The organism is Lysobacter panacisoli, assembly GCF_009765165.1.
GTDB classification, from domain to species: domain Bacteria; phylum Pseudomonadota; class Gammaproteobacteria; order Xanthomonadales; family Xanthomonadaceae; genus Lysobacter_J; species Lysobacter_J panacisoli.
Window position 1 is genome coordinate 3,167,477 of the sequence record NZ_VLNU01000001.1, and the last position, 20,009, is coordinate 3,187,485.

A 20,009-nucleotide genomic window follows, 5' to 3' on the forward strand; every position below is an offset into this window, starting at 1 on the left:
GTCGGCAACTCCCCGGCCTTAGAACGCGTCCTTGCCGTCGGTCAGATCGCTTTCCATCTCGTCGGCGGTCTTCGCGGCGGCCTCGATGGCGTCCTTCAGTTCAGGCGTGGACGCATCGGCCGCGATCTTGACCACGAACACCGCCATGTCTCCCTGCTTGACCCAGCTTCCGAGCTTGGAATCCTGGCTGTCCGCCAGTAGGCGGTTGGCGATGTCGGCCGGAAGTGCATCGTCTTCAGGGGATCGGTAGGCCGGCGCCCAGACCTCACGGATCTTGTGCACACCGTAACTCTCCACCTTGGAGATGACGAAGACCAGCTGTGTGCGGTCATCGTCCATGTCCCTGATCATCCTGTAGTCGCCGTCGTCGTCCACCTCGAACTCATAGTCCAGCGACTCGAGTTGCTTGGCGATGCCGGCATCCGCCGACGAAGGATGGTCGCCGCAGGCCCGGGCAGAAGGGGCAATGGACAACGCGGCGAGAAGGGCAACACAAGTCAGGGTGAAGTGCGTACGCATCGCAGGACTCCGGAGAAGTCCTGCATTCTTGCGATCCCGGCACCGGCGAGAAATCCCGCCACGTGTCAGCCTCTTTGCCGCGAAATGGCTGTCCTGTGCTCAGCGACGCTGAACACGACTCGCGTCAGCCTGCGTCATCCACCACGGCGACTCGACCAGCGCGCTTCGGCGCCGGTCGAGTCTGTATTCCGAGGCGCGTCGGCAAGGGCGCGCGAACTCAGAACTCGTCCTTGCCCGTCAGCTCTTTTTCCATCTCGTCGGCCGAGCGCAGGACGAAGTCGATGGCGTTGTCGAGCTGCGACGCGGTGGCGTCGGCGGCGACCTTCACCACGAACACCGCCATGTTGCCCTGCTTGACCCAGCCGCCGAGCTTGCTGGAGTGGCTGTCCTCGAGCAGGCGGTTGGCGACGGCGACCGGGAACTGGTCGTTCGGCGCGCGATAGGCCGGGGCCCACACCTCGCGCACCTGGAAATCGCCGAACTTCTCCACCGAGGAGATCACGTACGCGAGCTGGGTGCGGCCACCCCCGACTTCGAAGGTGAGCTTGTAGTCGCCGTCCTCGTCCACCGTGTAGGTGTAATCGAGATCGTCGAGCTGGCGGCCGACCACGGGGTCGGCAGCGGAACGGACCGTTTCATCCGCGTTCGCGGCCGGCGCGCCGGCGGCCATTGCGGGAGTGCACATCGTCAGGGCCAGCAGAGCGATCGCGAGTGCGTACGGACGCATGAAACGTTCCTTTGTGTGATGGAGGTCGGGTGAGAGGGCATTGTGCCGGCCGCCGGGCACGGGCGTCCACGACCGGCCCCGGGTGCGGTCCTATAATTCCCGCATGGCCAAACAGACCGAACACGAACACCAGCATGGCGTCCTGGTTGAAACCGGGAAGCCCGAAATCGCCCGTCCGCCGCTCTATTCCGTCCTGCTGCTGAACGATGACTACACGCCGATGGACTTCGTGGTGGAGGTGCTGATGCGCTTTTTCGCCATGAACGCCGAGAAGGCCACCCAGATCATGTTGCACGTGCATACCCGCGGCCGTGGCGTCTGCGGCGTTTTCACCCGCGAAGTCGCAGAATCGAAGGTGGCACAGGTGAACGAATTTTCAAGACTCAACCAGCACCCCTTGCTGTGCACGATGGAAAAGGCCTAAAAGTTCCGCTCAGCACGTCTGAGCAAATGGGTGGAACCAAGTGCCGGTCGAAGGGTCCCAGCCGTTGCGACGACATGGAATTCCCCAGGCCAGTCCCCATCTAGGACGGCAGTAGCTTTCCGGAGGCTTTCGCCCCATGTTCAGCAAGGATCTCGAATACAGCATCGGCCAGTGCTACAAGCGCGCCCGCGAGGCGCGTCATGAGTACATGACGGTCGAACACCTGCTGCTGGCACTGCTCGACAACCCGTCCGCCGAGGGGGTTCTCAAGGCCTGCGGCGTCGACTTCCAGCGCCTTCGCACCGACCTGGAACAGGCCATCGCCACCTCGGTGTCGGTGCTGCCCGAGGACGTCGACCGCGACACCCAGCCGACGCTCGGCTTCCAGCGGGTGCTGCAGCGCGCTGTGTACCACGTGCAGTCCAGCGGCAAGAAGGAAGTCACCGGCGCCAACGTGCTGGTGGCGATCTTCGGCGAGAAGGACTCGCACGCGGTGTACTTCCTCAACCAGCAGGACGTCGCCCGCCTGGATGTCGTCAACTACATCTCGCACGGCATCGCCAAGCAGGGCGGCGAAGAATCCCCGCGCTCGCAGGACGAGGGCGAATCGCATTCGTCCGAGAACGGCGACGGCGAGGGCAAGGGTGACGCGCTGGCCGAGTTCGCGGTGAACCTCAACCAGCTCGCCCGCGATGGCAAGATCGACCCGCTGGTCGGCCGCGCCGACGAGGTCGAGCGCACCATCCAGGTGCTGTGCCGCCGCCGCAAGAACAACCCGCTCTACGTCGGCGAGGCCGGCGTGGGCAAGACCGCGATCGCCGAAGGTCTGGCCAAGCGCATCGTCGAGGGCGACGTCCCGGACGTGCTGGCCGACGCCACCATCTACGCGCTCGACCTGGGCGCGCTGGTCGCCGGCACCAAGTACCGCGGCGACTTCGAGAAGCGCCTCAAGGCCGTGCTGACCCAGCTCAAGAAACTGCCCGAGGCGGTGCTCTTCATCGACGAGATCCACACCATCATCGGCGCCGGCTCGGCCAGCGGCGGCACGATGGACGCCAGCAACCTGATCAAGCCGGCCCTGGCCTCGGGCGAGCTGCGCTGCATCGGCTCGACCACGTTCCAGGAATACCGCGGCATCTTCGAGAAGGACCGCGCGCTGGCGCGCCGCTTCCAGAAGATCGACATCGTCGAGCCGACGGTGGGCGAGGCGTACGAAATCCTCCAGGGCCTCAAGCCCCGGTACGAGGCGCATCACGGCGTGACCTACGCCGACGAGGCGCTGCAGGCCGCGGTCGACCTTTCGGTCAAGCACATCGGCGACCGCCTGCTGCCGGACAAGGCCATCGACGTGATCGACGAGGCCGGTGCACGCCAGCGCCTGCTCGCCGAGGGCATCCGCAAGAGCCTGATCGATGTCGAGGAGATCGAGACGATCGTCGCCAAGATGGCGCGCATCCCGACCAAGCAGGTGTCGGCGTCCGACAAGGACGTGCTGCGCAACCTCGAGCGCAACCTGAAGATGGTGATCTTCGGACAGGATCCGGCGATCGACACACTGACCTCGGCGATCAAGCTGGCGCGCTCGGGCCTGGGCAATCCGGACAAGCCGATCGGCAACTTCCTGTTCGCCGGCCCGACCGGCGTGGGCAAGACCGAGGTGACCAAGCAGCTCGCGCTGCAGCTGGGCATCGAGCTGGTCCGTTTCGACATGTCCGAGTACATGGAGCCGCATTCGGTGAGCCGCCTGATCGGCGCGCCCCCGGGCTACGTCGGCTTCGACCAGGGCGGCCTGTTGACCGAGAAGATCGTCAAGACGCCGCACTGCGTGCTGCTGCTGGACGAGGTGGAGAAGGCCCATCCGGACATCTTCAACATCCTGCTGCAGGTGATGGACCGCGGCATCCTGACCGACACCAACGGTCGCGAAGCCAACTTCAAGAACGTGATCCTGGTGATGACGACGAACGCCGGCGCCGCGCAGGCGGCGCGCCGCACGATCGGCTTCACCCAGCAGGACCACTCGACCGACGCGATGGAAGTGATCCGCCGCAGCTTCAGCCCGGAATTCCGCAACCGCCTCGACGCGGTGGTGCAGTTCCAGCCGCTGGGCTTCGACCACATCCTGCGCGTGGTGGACAAGTTCCTGATCGAGCTGGAAGCCCAGCTGCACGACAAGGACGTGGCGCTGTCGGCCACGCCCACCGCGCGCGACTGGCTGGCCCAGCACGGCTTCGATCCGCTGATGGGCGCACGCCCGATGGCGCGGGTGATCCAGGAGAAGATCAAGCGTCCGCTCGCCGACGAACTGCTGTTTGGCAAGCTGGTCAACGGCGGCCGGGTCACGATCGACGTCAAGGACGACGAGCTGGTGGTCGAAGCCCGGGCCGAGCCCGAGAAGCTGCTTCCGGCCACGGTGTGATGGAGTCCCTCTCCCCTTGCGGGAGAGGGACAGGCGCCGCAGGCGCCAGGGAGAGGGAAGCGGCGGCGCCGCACCCCTCTCCCTTGGCCGCTTCGCGGCCTTTCCCTCTCCCACAAGGGGAGAGGGAAGTAAAAAGGACGAAACGAAAAAGGCGGCCAGTGGCCGCCTTTTACATTCAATCGGTTACCGCGATTACTTCATGCGGTAAGTAATGCGACCCTTCGTCAGGTCGTACGGGGTCATTTCGACCTTCACCTTGTCGCCGGTCAGGATGCGGATGTAGTTCTTGCGCATGCGGCCGGAGATGTGGGCAATGATCTCGTGCCCGTTTTCGAGGCGCACTCGGAACATGGTGTTCGGAAGGGTTTCCGCCACCGTGCCCTCGAATTCGATCACGTCGTCTTTTGCCATGTGGTTCCTGAGTGTGGATGTCGTGATGCCAGCCGGGGAGGCGGGCAACGAAGCCACGCATTTTGCCATGTCGGTGGCATCGAAGCAAAAAATCGGTTAAGGCCCGCCCAGAGCGGGTGCCGGCTCCGCCAGACGGGCCGCCGGCCAGTCGCCGACCCGCTCCGACCAGGGCCCGGGCAGACCCGGCGACTCGCACAGCGCCGAGATATGGGTGATGAAGCGCGCGCGCGGCATCCTTCGGGCGCCCAGGCTGACCAGATGGTCGTTCTCGACCTGCGCGTCGATCAGCGGCCAGCCCCAGCCATGCAGGTGATGGGCGAGGGCGGCGATGGCCACCTTCGAGCCGCCGGATTCGGCGCTGAACATGCTCTCGCCGAAGAACATGCGGCCGACCGCGACGCCATAGATCCCGCCCACGAGCCGGTCGCCATCGAAGACCTCCAGCGAATGCGCGTGACCCAACGCGTGCAACTGGCGGTATGCGGCGCGCATGTCGAGGGTGATCCAGGTGCCGCGCTGGCCCGGACGACGGATCGAGGCGCACGCGTCGATGACATCGGCGAAGGCCGTGTCGGCGCGCACCGTCCACGCGCTGCGGCGCAGGCCCCGACGGAACTTGGAGGACAGGCGCACCTCCGCGGTATCGAACACCGTGCGCGGATCGGGGCTCCACCACAGGATCGGCTGGCCCGGCGAGTACCACGGGAAGATGCCGTGCCGGTAAGCGTTGAGCAATCGCGTCGGCGAGAGGTCGCCGCCCACCGCCAGCAGTCCGTCGGGCTGGCGCAGCGCCTGTTCCACCGGCGGGAACGGCGCGGCCGGATCTTCGGGAAGCAGGGATGGCAGCGAACTCATGGCGCGATCATGCGCCATCCGTGTCCCGCGACGCCTTGAACGGCGAGTGCGCATCCAGCGTCGCGGCATAGCGCCGGATCGCCTCCGACTCCTGTGCGCACCAGTCACGCAGCGCCTCGCGGAAACCGTCGTGCGCGATCCAGTGGCGGCTGCGCACCACGGTCGGCAGGAAGCCGCGCGCGAGCTTGTGCTCGCCCTGTGCGCCGGGCTCGAATCGGGCGAGACCATTGCGCAGGCAGTAGTCGATGCCCTGGTAGTAGCAGGCCTCGAAATGCAGGCCCGGCACGTTCTCGTGCGCCCCCCAGTAGCGTCCGTACAGCGTGTCGCCACCGCGCAGGCACAGGGCGCCCGCGATGGGCCGGTCGCCACGCCGGGCCAGCACGATCACCAGCGCCTGCGGCATCGTCTCGCGCAGGTGGTGCAGGAACGACAGCGTCAGTGCGGGATGGTTGCCGTACTCGGCGAAGGTATGGCGGTAGAAACCGTGCATCGCCGCGAGATCCTCGTCGTCGATGTGCTCGCCCTGCGCGATGTGCAGCGTCACGCCGGCACGCGCGACCTTGGCGCGTTCCTGGCGGATGTTCTTGCGGTGCTTGTGGTCGAACGCGGCGAGGTAATCGTCGAAATCGCGCCAGCCGCGATCGTTGCGCCAGTGGTACTGCACGTCGATGCGCGACAGCCATGCGTCATCGAAAGCGCCGTCCTCGCGTTCCTCGTGGAAGTTCACGTGCACCGACGACAGCGCATCGCGCGTGCACAGTTCCGCCAGCGCGGCGATGAGCAGGCGTCGCGCCTCCGGCGTGCGCGCGAGCAGGCGTGGGCCGGTCACGGGCGAGTAGGGCGCCGCGCACAGCCATTTGGGAAAGTAGTCGAGTCCGTTGCGTTCGTACGCATGGGCCCAGGCGTGGTCGAACACGAACTCGCCGTGCGACTTCTCCTTCCGGTACGCCGGTGCCGCGGCGATCAGATCTTCGCCGTCCCAAAGCGTCAGGTGGTGTGGCGACCAGCCCCATTGCGCGCGCAGGCAGCCGTGGCGCTCGAGTCCTTCGAGGAACGTGTGCGCGACGAATGGATTGCGTCCGTCGTGCAGCGCATCCCATTGCCGCGCGGTGACTTCCGACAGCGAACGGAGAATGCGCGCCGTGGCCATCGATCAGCCGGCGGGTGCGCGCCGGTAGACGTCCGGGTCGTGGCGCTGCATGTGGAGTTCGGGCTGGGTCAGCGGCTCGAAGTCGAGCTGCGCGTACAGCTTGTGCATGTCGCGCGTGACCAGATGCCAGCGACGCAGACCCTGCAGGGCCGGATCGTCCATCAGCGCGGCGACGATCGCGCGACCGAAGCCGCGCCCGCGGAAGGCATCGAGCACGAACACGTCCGCCAGGTAGGCGAACGTGGCGCGATCGCTCACGGCGCGCGCGAAGGCGATGAGCTCGCCGTCGACGTATCCGCCGTAGCAGATCGAATGGGCGAGGGCGCGTTCCTGCGTTTCGCGCGGAATGCCCTGCGCCCAGTACGTCTGCGAAAGGAAGCCGTGGATCCGCGCGACGTCGTCCGGATCGAGCCGTTCCTGCAGGTTCGGCCGGATCTCCAGTGCGTTCGCCATCGCTTCTCCCATCAGCCTTCTTTATCCAGGAACTTCTCGGCGTCCAGCGCGGCCATGCAGCCGAAGCCCGCCGACGTTATCGCCTGGCGATACACCTGGTCGGCAACGTCACCCGCGGCGAACACGCCCGGCACCGAAGTCTGCGTGGCATTGCCATCCAGACCGGTGCGGATCGTCAGGTAGCCGTTCTTCATCGCCAGCTGGCCTTCGAACAGCGAGGTGTTCGGCGTGTGGCCGATCGCGACGAACAGGCCGTGGATGGCGACCTCGCGGGTGGATTCGTCCTGCACCGACTTCACGCGCAGGCCGGTCACTCCGGCATCGTTGCCGAGCACTTCATCGACCTGGTGGTGCCAGATCGGCTCGATCTTGCCGGACTGGATCTTGGCGAACAGCTTGTCCTGCATGATCTTCTCCGCGCGCAGCGTGTCGCGGCGATGCACGAGATAGACCTTGCGCGCGATGTTCGACAGATACAGCGCTTCCTCGACCGCGGTATTGCCGCCGCCGATCACCGCCACGTCCTGGTCCTTGTAGAAGAAACCATCGCAGGTCGCGCACGCGGACACGCCACGGCCCTTGAACAGTTCTTCCGACGGCAGGCCGAGGTACTTCGCGGTCGCGCCGGTGGCGATGATCAGCGCGTCGGCGGTGTATTCGCCGCTGTCGCCGACGAGGCGGAACGGACGCGACGATAGATCGGCGGTATGGATGTGATCGAACACGACTTCGGTGTCGAAGCGTTCGGCATGCGCCTGCATGCGCGCCATCAGATCGGGGCCGAGCAGGCCGTGCGCATCGCCGGGCCAGTTGTCGACTTCGGTCGTCGTCATCAGCTGGCCGCCCATCTGCAGGCCCGTGATCACCAGCGGCTTCAGGTTCGCGCGCGCCGCGTAGACGGCGGCGGTCCAGCCTGCGGGGCCGGAGCCGAGGATGATGACTTTGGAGTGCTTCGATGGGGTCATGGGTATAATCGCGGGCTTTGGGATGCGCACAGGCGCGAAGTGTTCCGCCATACGCAGGCGTGCTGAGGATGAATCCGTACGCAGGCGTGTCGATGGAACGTCGGAGCCATAGCTTGGAGGCGTCACCCCGGCAAAACAAGGCACGTCCCGCGACGCAATGTTGCACTGCGCCGTGAGGCCGCCGGACCACTGGACGACAATGGCAGGACGCGCCGCCGATGCGGCGTTTTTTTCGTCACCACTTCCCCCCCATGAGCCGCGCGCATCCGCGTCGGCTTTCCAACGATCGAAGGTAGAGACATGCGGATCGGCGTTCCCAAGGAAACCAAGACCCTCGAAGGGCGCGTCGCGCTCGTTCCGGCCGCCGCCGGCGACCTGGTCAAGCGCGGCCATGAGGTCTGGATCGAAAAGGATGCCGGCATCAAGTCGGGCTTCAAGGACGAGCAGTACACCCAGCTCGGCGTGAAGATCGCGCCCGACGCGGCCGCGCTGTACGAGAAGGGCGAGCTGATCGTGAAGGTGAAGGAGCCGATCGCCGGCGACCTGGCGCACCTGCGCAAGGACCACCTGCTGTTCTGCTACCTGCACCTGGCCGCCGAGCCGGAGCTGACCAGGAAGCTGCTCGGCATCGGCCTGACCGGCGTCGCGTTCGAGACCGTCGAGCTGCCCAACGGCGACCTGCCGCTGCTGGCGCCGATGTCGGTCATCGCCGGCAAGATCGCGGTGCAGGTCGGTACGCACCTGCTGCACCAGCCGCAGGGCGGCAAGGGCAAGCTGCTGGGCGGCCTGCCGTCCACCGAGCGCGGCAAGGTCGTCGTGTTCGGCGCCGGCAAGGCCGGCAGCGCGTCGGCGCAGCTCGCCGCGGCGGGCGGCTCGAACGTGGTCGTGTTCGAAATGCGCCAGGACCGCATGGACGAGATGATGCGCCTGGGCAACAACGTCACCGCGCTGTACCCGTACGCCGATGTCGTCGCGCGCGAAGTGGCCTCGGCCGACCTCGTCGTCGGCGCGGTGCTGGTCACCGGCGCCAAGGCGCCGCACGTGATGAACCGCGAGATGCTCAAGGGCATGGAAGCGGGCAGCGTGCTGGTCGACATCTCCATCGACCAGGGCGGCTGCTTCGAGACCTCGCGTCCGACCACCTGGAAGGAGCCGACCTACGTGGAAGAGGGCGTGACCCACTTCTGCGTGACCAACATGCCGGGTGCCGTGCCGCAGACCAGCTCGCAGGCGATCTGCGCGGCGATCCTGCCGTGGGTCAACAAGCTCGCCTCGGGCGATTCGTGGCGCCAGAACCAGGCGCTGGTGCGCGGCATCAACGTCGAGGGCGGCAAGATCGTCCACCCGGCGTTGCAGGACATGAAGCTGTAAGGTCGGCATTCCGGCGGGCTCCGGCCTCGCCCCGACTACAATCCGGTAGCCCGGGTCGACCGACCCGGGCTACTGTCGTTTTACAACCCGGGATCCCGGGGGGCGGGCGGTCGATCACGGTACGGACCGCTTTTTCGACGAAAGCCCGCCTTACAGGACCGAACTTGCCGCATCTGTCGTATATTCAACGACTAACGGTACCTAGCTGAGGCAGAACATCACGGTGGCGCAGGCGTCCGCGGCAAGCCGCAAGAAACTCAAGGCCGAAAAGCAGCCGCCGTCGCCGCGTCGACAGCGCCTGATGCGCGACATCGCGCTGATCCTGATCGCGCCGCTGCTGCTGTACCTGCTGGCCAGCCTGGTGACCTTCTCGCCGCAGGACCCGGGCTGGTCGCAGTCCGGCAGCGTCACCGCGCCGCTGCACAACGTCGGCGGGCGCGTCGGTGCGTGGACCGCGGATGTGTTGCTGCTGCTCACCGGTTACGTCGCGTTCCTGTTGCCGATCATGCTCGGTGCGATCGCATGGATCGCGCTGTTCGGCATGGACAGCGACGGCGATGGCGACGCCGACCTCGGTCCGGCACTGCGCCTGGTCGGCATCGTCGGATTCCTGGTTTCCGCCACCGGCCTGCTGTACTTGCGCGTCGGCTCCGCGCCGGATTTCGCCGCCGGTGCGGGCGGCATCCTCGGACGACTCGTCGGCAAATCGCTGTACGCCGGCTTTGGTCCGGTCGGCGGCAATCTCTTCCTGCTCGCGCTGTTGCTGGTGTCGGTGACGCTGGCGACCGGGCTGTCGTGGTTCTCGGTGATGGACAAGCTCGGGCAGTGGGTGCTCGCGCTCGGCCCGACGCTGTCCAAGCTGTTCCGCCAAGGCGAAAAGCAGGCGACCGAATGGCAGCAGACGCGCGCTTTCCGCGAGGAACGCGAGGAAGCGCGCAAGGTCGATACCGAACTGCGCGCCAAGCGCGCGCCGGTGAAGATCGAACCGCCTCCGCCGGCCGCGGTGGTGGAGAAGAGCGATCGCGCCAAGCGTGAGCAGCAGATCCCGCTGTTCCACGTAGGCGATGGCACCGGCATTCCGCCGCTGGCGCTGCTCGACGATCCCAAGCCGCAGCCCAAGGGCTACAGCGAGGAAACGCTGGAGACCCTCTCGCGCCAGATCGAATTCAAGCTCAAGGACTTCCGCATCGATGCGCAGGTGGTCGGCGCCTATCCGGGCCCGGTCATCACGCGCTTCGAACTGGAGCCCGCACCGGGCGTGAAGGTCAGCCAGATCAGCTCGCTCGACAAGGACATCGCGCGCGGCCTGTCGGTGAAGTCGGTGCGCGTGGTCGACGTGATCCCCGGCAAGTCGGTGGTCGGCCTGGAAACGCCGAACACCTCGCGCGAGATGATCTTCCTGTCCGAGCTGCTGCGCTCGAAGGAATACGACAAGTCGACCAGTCCGCTGACGCTGGCGCTGGGCAAGGACATCGCCGGCCGCCCGACCGTGGCCGACCTGGCGCGCATGCCGCACCTGCTGGTCGCGGGTACCACCGGTTCGGGCAAGTCCGTCGCGGTCAACGCGATGGTGCTGTCGCTGCTGTACAAGGCGTCCGCCAAGGATCTGCGGATGCTGATGATCGATCCGAAGATGCTCGAGCTCTCGGTCTACCAGGGCATCCCGCACCTGCTGGCGCCGGTCGTCACCGACATGAAGGAAGCCGCCAACGGCCTGCGCTGGTGCGTGGCCGAGATGGAGCGGCGCTACAAGCTGATGTCGGCCGTGGGCGTGCGCAACCTGGCCGGCTTCAACAAGAAGGTGAAGGATGCGGAGGAAGCGGGCCAGCCGATGATGGACCCGCTGTTCAAGCCGAACCCGGAACTGGGCGAGGCGCCGCGTCCGCTGGAGACGCTGCCGTTCATCGTCATCTTCATCGACGAATTCGCCGACATGATGATGATCGTCGGCAAGAAGGTCGAAGAGCTGATCGCGCGACTGGCGCAGAAGGCGCGCGCCGCCGGCATCCACCTGATCCTGGCCACGCAGCGTCCGTCGGTGGACGTCATCACCGGCCTGATCAAGGCCAACATCCCCACGCGCATCGCGTTCCAGGTATCGAGCAAGATCGACTCACGCACCATCCTCGACCAGTCAGGCGCGGAGACGCTGCTTGGCCACGGCGACATGCTGTACCTGCCGCCGGGCACGGCGATGCCCGAGCGCGTGCACGGCGCGTTCGTGTCGGACGAGGAAGTGCATCGCGTCGTCGAGCACCTCAAGCAGGTCGGCGGTGGCCCGGACTACATCGAGGGCGTGCTCGACGAAGTGCAGACGATGGGCGACGGCATCGTGGTCGGTGCGACCGGCCTGCCGGAGAGCGGCGGCGGTGGCGGCGACGAGTCCGACCCGCTCTACGACGAGGCGGTGCGCATCGTCACCGAAACGCGTCGCGCGTCGATCTCCGGCGTGCAGCGTCGCCTGAAGATCGGCTACAACCGGGCCGCACGCCTGATCGAAGCGATGGAAGCCGCCGGCGTCGTCACTCCGCCGGAACACAACGGCGACCGCAGCGTGCTGGCTCCGCCACCGCCGAAGTAAACGCCTCCCTCGAGGCGTTCATCCCCATTCAGAAATTCCCCGGCACACTCGCCGGCAATCGTTCTCCGGAGCTTCCAGATGCGTGCAGTCCGTTTCCTCGGCGCGATCACCGCGTTGCTGCTGGCGTCCGCGCCAGCGTTCGCGGGCGCGCGCGACGACCTCAATGCGTTCACCAAGGGACTGAAGGGCCTCAGCGGCCAATTCACCCAGCGCGTGTTCGATCCGCAGGGCAAGCTCAAGGAAACCTCGAGCGGGCAGATGGCCCTTTCGGCGCCGCGCCTGTTCCGCTGGGAATACATCAAGCCGTACCCGCAGCTGATCGTCGCCGACGGCAAGAAGGTCTGGGTGCACGATCCCGACCTGCAGCAGGTGACGGTGCGCCCGCAGGGCGCGGAAGAACAGAACAGCCCGCTGTCGGCGCTGATCGATCCGTCCCGTCTGGATGCACAGTTCAGCGTGCAGGAACTCGGCCAGAAGGACGGCCTGGAGTGGCTGTCGCTGACGCCGAAGAACGAATCGGAAGCCAGCTTCCGCAGCGCCCGCCTTGGGTTCGCCCCGGGCGGACTGGTGAAGATGCAGGTGGTCGACACGCTCGGCCAGCGCACCGAGATCGACTTCACCGGCTGGAAGAAGAACCCGTCGTTCCCGCGCGACACCTTCCGCTACACGCCGCCCAAGGGCGTGGATGTGATCGGCGGCGGCTGACCGGTCGCCATCGATCGACGAACGAAGGCCTGCTCCGGCAGGCCTTTTCGTTTTCAGGGAAGTAGGCCCGGATGCACCGGGCCGGAGTCGCGCGCGTGCGCCCCTGCCTGCGTTGGATTTTGCCCGGCCTGCTGCTGCCGTTCGTGGCGATCGCCGCGCCGCCGGATCGTCCGTCGGTGCAGCCGCGCGCGACGGTTGCGGCGCCGGGACCGCAATCGGCCGAGAAGCTCATCGCCGGCGCTGTGGTCGGCGCACTGGCCGAGCGCTTCGGCGGGCGCGGCGTGGAAGTGCGCTTCGGTCCGATCGAGCAGCGGCCCATCGACGAGCGCAGGCAGTCGATCGAAGGCGAGGGCAGCCTGCGCTTCGTCGGCGATCCGGGCTGGATCGGCTTCCGCTTTCGCAGCGTCTACGACACCTTCTTCGACCAGCCAGGTCCGCCCGTGCTGGACGTCGGCGTGGGCGGTGATGCGCGGCCGATCCCCAACGACAGCCTCGCGCTGCGCCAGCTCGAAGACCACGTGGCGAGCACGCTGCAGGCCGAAACCGGCCTGCATGACGTGCGCATGCAGCTCGATCGAGTGGAGACGGTCGAGACCGGGCAGCATTACCTGGGCATCGAAGCGCGCGGGCTCGCCGATTTCGGCCGCGACGGCAGTCGCGACCTGCGCATCAGCGCGCTGTACGACCGCCGTAGCGCGCAATGGCTGGAACTGGACTACGAATTGGCCGCCGATGCGCCCATGCCGGAACCGCCGTCCACGACCGCGCAGTCGGTCGTCGCCGGCCGCTGAAGCACTTCCGCCACGTCCTGCGCACCCCGTCGCGCGGCGGGTTGGTATCGTGTGCGTCGTTGTCGATGAGACCGGCCCGTGGCCCGCCGCCCTTCCTCCCCCCAATCGTCCGAAGACCTGCTGCACGTGGATCGTTCCGCGATGCAGCCGCTCGCCGAGCGCATGCGGCCGCGCACGCTGGACGAAATGGTCGGACAGAAGCGCCTGCTCGCGCCGCGCTCAGCGCTGCGCCGCGCGATCGAATCCGGGCGCGTGCATTCGATGATCCTGTGGGGGCCGCCGGGTTGCGGCAAGACCACGCTCGCATTGCTCCTCGCGCGCTACGCCGACGCCGAGTTCCGCGCGATCTCCGCCGTGCTGTCGGGCCTGCCCGAAGTGCGGCAGGTGCTGGCCGAAGCCGCGCAGCGTTTCGCCGAAGGCCATCGCACGGTGTTGTTCGTCGACGAGGTGCATCGCTTCAACAAGGCCCAGCAGGACGCATTCCTGCCGCACATCGAACGCGGCACGATCCTGTTCGTCGGCGCGACCACCGAGAACCCTTCGTTCGAACTCAACTCCGCATTGCTCTCGCGTTGCCGTGTGCACGTGATGGAAGCGGTGTCGGTCGACGATATCGCGCTGGCCTTGCGGCAGGCGCTGGACGACGACGAACGGGGCCTCGGCGGTCGTGGCCTGCGCGTGAGCGAAGAGGCGTTGCGCGAAATCGCGCGTGCCGCGGACGGCGACGTGCGTCGTGCGCTCACGCTGCTTGAAATCGCCGCCGAACTGGCCGAAGGCGAGGACGGCGAGATCACGCCGACCACACTCGCGCAGGTGCTGGCCGATCGCACGCGCCGCTTCGACAAGGGCGGCGAACAGTTCTACGACCAGATATCCGCGCTGCACAAGTCGGTGCGAAGTTCCAATCCCGATGCTGCGTTGTACTGGTTCGCGCGCATGCTCGACGGCGGTTGCGATCGCGCCTACCTCGCGCGCCGGCTCACGCGCATGGCGGTCGAGGATGTCGGCCTAGCCGATCCGCGCGCGATGCCGATGGCGCTGGAAGCGTGGGACACGTTCGAACGTCTGGGCAGCCCGGAAGGCGAACTCGCGCTCGCGCAGGTCGTCGTCTACCTGGCGACGACGGCGAAATCGAACGCGGTGTACGCCGCGTACAACGCCGCGCGCAGCGATGTGCAGGAATACGGCACGCAGGACGTACCGCTGCACCTGCGCAATGCACCGACCCGCCTGATGAAGCAGCTCGGCTATTCGCAGGGCTACCGCTACGACCACGACGTCGAAGGCGGCATCGCGCTGGAGCAGACCGGCTTCCCCGACGCGATGGGCGAGCGGGTGTATTACGAGCCGGTCGAGCGCGGTCTAGAGATCCGGCTGAAGGAGAAACTCGATCGCCTGCGCGCGGAACGCGAAACCGCCCGTCGTGAGCGTGGCGTGAGCAAATCGCGGGACGGAACCTGAGCAATTCCGGGCGTTGCCACGCCGCAACGTCAGTTCGTCCTGACGTTTCCTTCGCAAGCGATTGATAAGGCGGGCGAAGAGTACGGCTGAAAGATGGCGGTAATGCCCGGCGTTTCACGGCTGCAATGCTTTGCTGAATCGCCGGCCGTTCACGCGCGCATCGATGCATCAAGGGCTTGGCGTGAACATCGCGGCTGGGTGGCATCAATGTGCGGACAGTGCCCTTTCAGTTTTGCAACGCGCAGGCGCCATTGCGCCGTCCATCGCCCGCGTTGCGCCGTCCATGCGCCGGTGTTCAGTCCTTTTTACCTTCCGGATCAGTGCCTTCGGTTGCCTGAACGACAGTTGGCACCGGTCATGCGTGTAGTTCTTTGCGTCGTTTACCGGTGCCTCCCCCGGGTGCCAGCCGACGTACCGAAAGGAGAACAACAATGCGCATTCGTACCAGCTTGATGGCAACGGCAGTGCTCGTTGGCCTTGGTCTGGCAGGCCAAGCCGCGGCACAACAGACGATCGGTGACGGCAATGGCGGGGACGACATCCTCGCCAACATCAGCGTCCCGATCGATGCTTCCAACAGCAGTACTGGCGACAACCGCAACAACGACGGCTCCGCAGGTGCGGACGATGGTGCCGCAGCGGCGAACAACGGCGGTACCGCCACCAGCAGCTATACCGACTCCAGCTCCTTCAGCAAGACCTCCAGCACGATCGTCGCTTCGACCAAGCTCGAAGGCGCGGTCTACGACGTCTACACCTATGACATCGGCAACGTCGCAAAGAACAACGGCGACGCCAACGGCGGTCACGGTGGCAAGGGCGGCGCAGGCTACGGCGGCGCAGGCTATGGCGGTGAAGGCGCCGGTGGCGACGGCGGCAATGGCGGCAACGGCGGCAACGGCGGCAGCGGCGGCAGCGGTGGCAGCGCGGTGAATGGCAGCGCGACCTCCGGCGACGCCAGCATCGGCGATGCGACGGCCGGTCGCGGCGGTCGCGGCGGCGACGTCTATGACGTCTACAGCGGCCGTGGCGGCGATGCCGACAACGACAGCGGCAATGCCGGTGGCGCAAGCCTGGCTGGTGCCGGCTCCGGTTCCGGCTCCCTGGCCGGTGGCGGCGCGGGCGGCGGCGGCGGTGGCGGCGGCGGCAACGACGGCGGCAACGGCGGCGGTGCGGGCGGTGATGGCGACGACAACGGCGGCGCGGGCGGTGCTGGCGGTACGGGCACTGGCGGCGCAGGCGGTGCCGGCGGCTCGCCGAGCTCGACCTCCAGCTCGACTGCTTCCGCAACGTCCGGCGCAGGCACTGGCACGTCCGGTGCGACCGCTGGCGACGGCGGCGCGAGCGGCGCGGTCACCGCGAATGCGGGCGGCGGCGGTGCGGGCGGCGCAGCGACCAACGGCGATGCCGATGCCAGTGCGAGCAATGGCTCGGCCACGGCCGGCAACGGCGCGTCTGGCGCAGTCGGCGCAGCCGGCGGTGCGGGCGGCGCAGGCGGCACCGGCAACGGTGGCGTCGGCAACGGCGGCGTGGGCAACGGCGCGACCGGCGGTGCCGGTGGAGCCGGTGGCACCAACACCGTCGATGCAGGCACGTTCAACATGTCCAGCAACATGAGCAGCGTTGGACAGTCGGCGGCCGGCATCATGGTGGCGGCGCAGAACAGCGGCTTCGCCTCGCTGATCCAGCAGGGTGTGACCGTCCAGGCCAACCTGACCGTAGGCCCGTAAGCGCTCCCCCGACGTACCGGAGACTCTCGGGCCTCCGGTACGTCTTCGCGCGTGTGGCGACGTCCTGCCGGTGAACCCGGCAGGCGTCTCCGATCCGGCGATGGCCGGCGCGCAGGGAGGAACGCGTGGCAAGGAGCATGACGATGCAACTCAAACGCTTCATTGCATGCCGCGGTCCAATCATCCTGGGGGCGTTGCTGGTGGCCGGCGCGGTGAACGCGCAGGACGCCGTGGCGCCAGAGGACGTACTGATAGATGCCAAGGTCGAAGCGCAGGCGACGACGGATCCGCAACCGCAATCGCAGGGTGCGATGGGCTCGGCGATCGGGCTGCAGACGCTCGGCGACATGCGCGGCGGCACCGAAGTCGTCGACAACGACATCTGGGTCAACGGCCGCGTCGAGGACGCGATCGCCGAAGACGTGCTGACGGGCAACAACTCGCTCAGTTCCGGATCGTTCGCCAACGCCAGCGGCATCTCCACGGTCATCCAGAACACCGGAGCGAACGTCCTGATCCAGAACGCGATGATCGTGAACGTGAAGTTCGCGGACCCCAGCCCATGAGGCTGAGGCAATTCCGACGCCGTGCTTGGCTGGCGGCATCGGCGTGGATCCTCTTCTCCGGCCCTTTGCTGGCTGGACCGGTCGACGTGCGCGCGCCGCCGGGCGGCGCCTATACGCTGCGCGTCACCAGCCTCAAGGAAGCGCGCTTCAAGACCACCGTGCGGCAGCAGTACGACTTCAGCTGCGGCTCGGCGGCGACGGCGACGCTGCTGACCTATCAGTACGGCGTACCCGTCACCGAGGCCGAAGTGTTCATGCGCATGTACGAGACCGGCGATCAGGCGAAGATCCGCCAGCGCGGTTTCTCGATGTTGGACATGCGCCGTTATCTCGCTTCACGTGGCTTCGAGGCCGACGGCTTCGAACAGCCGTTGGACAAGCTGGCCGCTGAAGGACTGCCCGCGATCGTGCTGCTGAACGATCGCGGTTACCGGCATTTCGTGGTCGTGAAAGGACTCAAGAACGGGCGCGTTCTGCTCGGCGATCCCGCGCGCGGAACGCGCGCGATGCCGCGCTCGCGCTTCGAACAACTGTGGGACAACCGGATCCTGTTCGTCGTTCACAACCGCCGCGACATCGCGCAGTTCAACGTCGCACGCGACTGGAGTACGGCACCCCCGGCGCCGCTGGATGCGGGCATCGCCCGCGACAGCCTCTACAACATCGTGACGCCACGACGGCGTCCCGGCGACATCTGAGGAGGTACCTCATGCGCTCGCCCGGTCTGACGATACTGCTGGCGGCCCAGTTGGCCGTCGTCCCGGCCGTCGTGTGTGCGGCCGAACCGCTGGGAACGGAGTGGGTCGCGGTCGATCTGGCGCTGCTGGACGAGCTGCGTGGCGGCTTCACCACCTCCGACGGAATGGCGCTGTCGTTCGGCATCGAGCGTGCGGTGTTCGTCAATGGCGCTCTGCTGGCGACCACGCGCGTGCAGATTCCCGACGTCGCCCGCATGACCGCCGAACAGGCGCAGGAGCTGGCGCGCTTCAACGAAGGCGTCGTGGTCCAGGTCGGGCCTGGCAACACCTTCGAGCGCAACGGCAACCTCAACGGAGTGCTGATCCAGAACACCCTGGACGGGCAGGACATCCGGGCGCTGACCACGGTGAACGTCGGCGTGGACACGCTGGGCGCGTTCCAGGACCTGAACACCCAGCAGGCATTGAGCAACGCCCTGGTGACGGCCGCCACGCCCTGATCCGCCGTCGCAATGCGTTGTATCCCCAGGACAGCTTCGACAGGACGACGAATGAGTATGACGCCGCAGATGCCCCGCCGCCTGTTGCTCGCTCCGTGCCTGTGGCTTGCGGCAACCTCGGCCGCACAGGCGCAGGACCAGTGGCAGGGACTGGAGCCGGCCCGTCCGGCTGCGCCGCCGCAGACGAGCGGGGCATCTGTTTCTCCGTCATCCAGCGTTCCTGCGCCCGCACCGGTTGTCGTGGCGCCCGCGACACCGGCTCCGCCGGCACCGGCTCCGGTCACGCACGTGCGCACGTCGTCGACCGATCCGGAGGAAATCGCGCGTCTGGACAACCTGCAGCGCGAGATCAACACGCAGACGCAACGGCTGGAGGAACTGCGCAACTCGCTGGTGCAGCAGCAACGCGCGGTCGCCGATCTGCAGCAGGCGCTGGACGAGGAACGCCTCTCGGCCGAACGCGGCGCCGGCGCGGCGCCCGGCACTGTGCTGCCTTCGCTCGCACAACAGGCGCAGGCGCCCGTCGCGCAGCAGGTGCAACCGCAACAGGCGCAGGCGCAACAGCCGCAACAGAACGCGCAACAGAAGCAGCAGCCCGTGGGGCAGGCGCCGGAATCCTCGACGCGTCCGCCCGAAGTGGCGCAGATCTTCGACCAGCCCGGCGTGCTCACGCCGGCGGGCCAGTTCGTGCTCGAACCTTCGCTGCAATACGGCTATTCCGCCACCGACCGTGTCGCGCTGGTCGGCTTCACCATCATCCCGGCGATCCTGATCGGCCTGATCGACGTCCGCCAGGTGAAGACGACTTCCGGCGTGGGCACGATCACCGGCCGCATGGGCATCGGCGGGCGCTTCGAGCTGGAGGCGAAGGTGCCGTACGTGTATCTCAACGCCGACACCGTGAGTCGCGAGATCTTCACCGGCAGCGCGCAGGACCGAGTGTTCAACGCCAACGGCGACGGCATGGGCGACGTGGAAATGACCGCGCGTTACCAGCTCAATCGCGGCGGTCCCGACAAGGCCTTCTACATCGGCTGGCTGCGCTACAAGAGCCGTACCGGCAAGGATCTGTTCGAAGTCGTCACCGACTGCGTGACGCGTTGCGTGCAGAACACCACCGGTACCGGCCTGCCGCTGGAGCTGCCGACCGGTACCGGCTTCGAGGCGATCCAACCCGGCGTGACCTGGCTGTACCCGTCCGATCCGGTCGTGTTCTTCGGCACCTTCAGCTACCTCTACAACTTCGAGCGCAAGAACGTCTCGCGCACCGTGCTCGGCGGCCTGACGGAAGAGCTTGGCGACGTGAAGCTGGGCGACATCTGGGGCTTCAACCTCGGCATGGGCCTGGCGCTCAACGAGAAGGCGTCCATCAGCCTGGGCTACGACACCAGCTTCATCGGCAAGACCGAGCAGAACGGCGAGACAGCGCCGGGCTCGGTGCGGATCACGCTGGGTACGATGCTGCTGGGCGGCACCTACCGCTTCAACGAGCGCGTGTCGCTCAACGTCGCGCTGGGCGTGGGCGTGACCCGCGACACGCCGGACATGACGCTCACCGCGCGCGTGCCGATCAACTTCTGAGGCACGCACCTTCGACGACATTCCGGCGCGAGCGCGTCGCCGATCCTTCACGGCCGTTTCACGCGCGCGGGGGCTATGTCGCGGCATCCGCGGCGGCGTGTG

19 protein-coding genes are annotated in these 20,009 nt (G+C 67.0%); 12 read left to right on the forward strand and 7 right to left on the reverse strand.

From position 1 onward, the window contains the following. Positions 1-18: 18 nt before the first annotated feature. Both FOF45_RS14855 and FOF45_RS14860 read right to left on the reverse strand, forming a co-directional pair. The gene (locus tag FOF45_RS14855) at positions 19-519 is read right to left on the reverse strand and encodes a hypothetical protein (protein WP_158986194.1); all 501 of its coding nucleotides are present in this window, start codon (positions 517-519) and stop codon (positions 19-21) included. 217 nt (positions 520-736) lie between these two features. Further along, positions 737-1,246 carry a YbjN domain-containing protein gene (locus tag FOF45_RS14860; RefSeq protein WP_158986196.1) on the reverse strand — a complete coding sequence of 170 codons (510 nt, stop codon included), beginning with the start codon at positions 1,244-1,246 and terminating at the stop codon, positions 737-739. Between the two features lie 103 nt (positions 1,247-1,349). Here FOF45_RS14860 and clpS point away from each other — a divergent pair, with 103 nt between their 5' ends. Both clpS and clpA read left to right on the forward strand, forming a co-directional pair. Continuing rightward, positions 1,350-1,670, forward strand: coding sequence for an ATP-dependent Clp protease adapter ClpS (gene clpS, locus FOF45_RS14865; protein ID WP_115841517.1), 321 nt, complete (start codon positions 1,350-1,352; stop codon positions 1,668-1,670). Positions 1,671-1,806: 136 nt separating this feature from the next. Further along, a complete protein-coding gene (gene clpA, locus FOF45_RS14870) occupies positions 1,807-4,089 on the forward strand; it encodes an ATP-dependent Clp protease ATP-binding subunit ClpA (RefSeq protein WP_158986198.1) in 2,283 nt (760 codons plus the stop codon). Between the two features lie 192 nt (positions 4,090-4,281). Here the strand turns inward: clpA and infA are convergent, their stop codons facing one another. The 5 genes from infA to trxB form a co-directional block, all read right to left on the reverse strand. Next, positions 4,282-4,500, reverse strand: a complete 219-nt coding sequence (infA, locus tag FOF45_RS14875) for a translation initiation factor IF-1 (RefSeq protein ID WP_031372296.1) — start codon at positions 4,498-4,500, stop codon at positions 4,282-4,284. A gap of 96 nt (positions 4,501-4,596) precedes the next feature. Further along, complete coding sequence (aat, locus tag FOF45_RS14880) at positions 4,597-5,355, reverse strand: leucyl/phenylalanyl-tRNA--protein transferase (RefSeq protein WP_158986200.1); 759 nt, start codon at positions 5,353-5,355, stop codon at positions 4,597-4,599. A 7-nt stretch (positions 5,356-5,362) separates the two neighbouring features. Beyond that, entirely contained in the window at positions 5,363-6,505 is a 1,143-nt protein-coding gene (locus FOF45_RS14885) for a GNAT family N-acetyltransferase (protein ID WP_158986202.1), read from the reverse strand. Positions 6,506-6,508: 3 nt separating this feature from the next. After that, positions 6,509-6,946 (reverse strand): GNAT family N-acetyltransferase, encoded by a 438-nt coding sequence (locus FOF45_RS14890; protein ID WP_425481961.1) that lies wholly within the window; start codon positions 6,944-6,946, stop codon positions 6,509-6,511. 23 nt (positions 6,947-6,969) lie between these two features. After that, positions 6,970-7,923, reverse strand: a complete 954-nt coding sequence (trxB, locus tag FOF45_RS14895) for a thioredoxin-disulfide reductase (RefSeq protein ID WP_158986206.1) — start codon at positions 7,921-7,923, stop codon at positions 6,970-6,972. A 300-nt stretch (positions 7,924-8,223) separates the two neighbouring features. Here trxB and FOF45_RS14900 point away from each other — a divergent pair, with 300 nt between their 5' ends. The 10 genes from FOF45_RS14900 to FOF45_RS14945 all read left to right on the forward strand — a co-directional run bounded on the left by FOF45_RS14900 (position 8,224) and on the right by FOF45_RS14945 (position 19,907). Then, entirely contained in the window at positions 8,224-9,294 is a 1,071-nt protein-coding gene (locus FOF45_RS14900; protein WP_158986208.1) for an alanine dehydrogenase, read from the forward strand. 223 nt (positions 9,295-9,517) lie between these two features. Next, entirely contained in the window at positions 9,518-11,875 is a 2,358-nt protein-coding gene (locus FOF45_RS14905; RefSeq protein WP_233264153.1) for a DNA translocase FtsK, read from the forward strand. 78 nt (positions 11,876-11,953) lie between these two features. After that, complete coding sequence (gene lolA / locus FOF45_RS14910; protein WP_158986210.1) at positions 11,954-12,580, forward strand: outer membrane lipoprotein periplasmic chaperone LolA; 627 nt, start codon at positions 11,954-11,956, stop codon at positions 12,578-12,580. A 95-nt stretch (positions 12,581-12,675) separates the two neighbouring features. Further along, complete coding sequence (locus FOF45_RS14915; protein ID WP_158986212.1) at positions 12,676-13,371, forward strand: hypothetical protein; 696 nt, start codon at positions 12,676-12,678, stop codon at positions 13,369-13,371. Positions 13,372-13,512: 141 nt separating this feature from the next. After that, a complete protein-coding gene (locus FOF45_RS14920) occupies positions 13,513-14,832 on the forward strand; it encodes a replication-associated recombination protein A (protein WP_158987551.1) in 1,320 nt (439 codons plus the stop codon). A 431-nt stretch (positions 14,833-15,263) separates the two neighbouring features. Beyond that, complete coding sequence (locus tag FOF45_RS14925; protein WP_199244494.1) at positions 15,264-16,562, forward strand: hypothetical protein; 1,299 nt, start codon at positions 15,264-15,266, stop codon at positions 16,560-16,562. Between the two features lie 143 nt (positions 16,563-16,705). Then, the gene (locus FOF45_RS18380) at positions 16,706-17,128 is read left to right on the forward strand and encodes a hypothetical protein (protein ID WP_158986214.1); all 423 of its coding nucleotides are present in this window, start codon (positions 16,706-16,708) and stop codon (positions 17,126-17,128) included. 86 nt (positions 17,129-17,214) lie between these two features. Then, positions 17,215-17,826: a C39 family peptidase gene (locus tag FOF45_RS14935; protein WP_233264154.1), complete on the forward strand. Its 612-nt coding sequence runs from the start codon at positions 17,215-17,217 to the stop codon at positions 17,824-17,826. A gap of 11 nt (positions 17,827-17,837) precedes the next feature. Beyond that, complete coding sequence (locus FOF45_RS14940; protein WP_158986218.1) at positions 17,838-18,326, forward strand: hypothetical protein; 489 nt, start codon at positions 17,838-17,840, stop codon at positions 18,324-18,326. 288 nt (positions 18,327-18,614) lie between these two features. Continuing rightward, on the forward strand, positions 18,615-19,907 hold the full coding sequence (locus tag FOF45_RS14945) for an acetate kinase (protein WP_158986220.1): 1,293 nt from the start codon (positions 18,615-18,617) through the stop codon (positions 19,905-19,907). Positions 19,908-20,009: the final 102 nt, after the last annotated feature.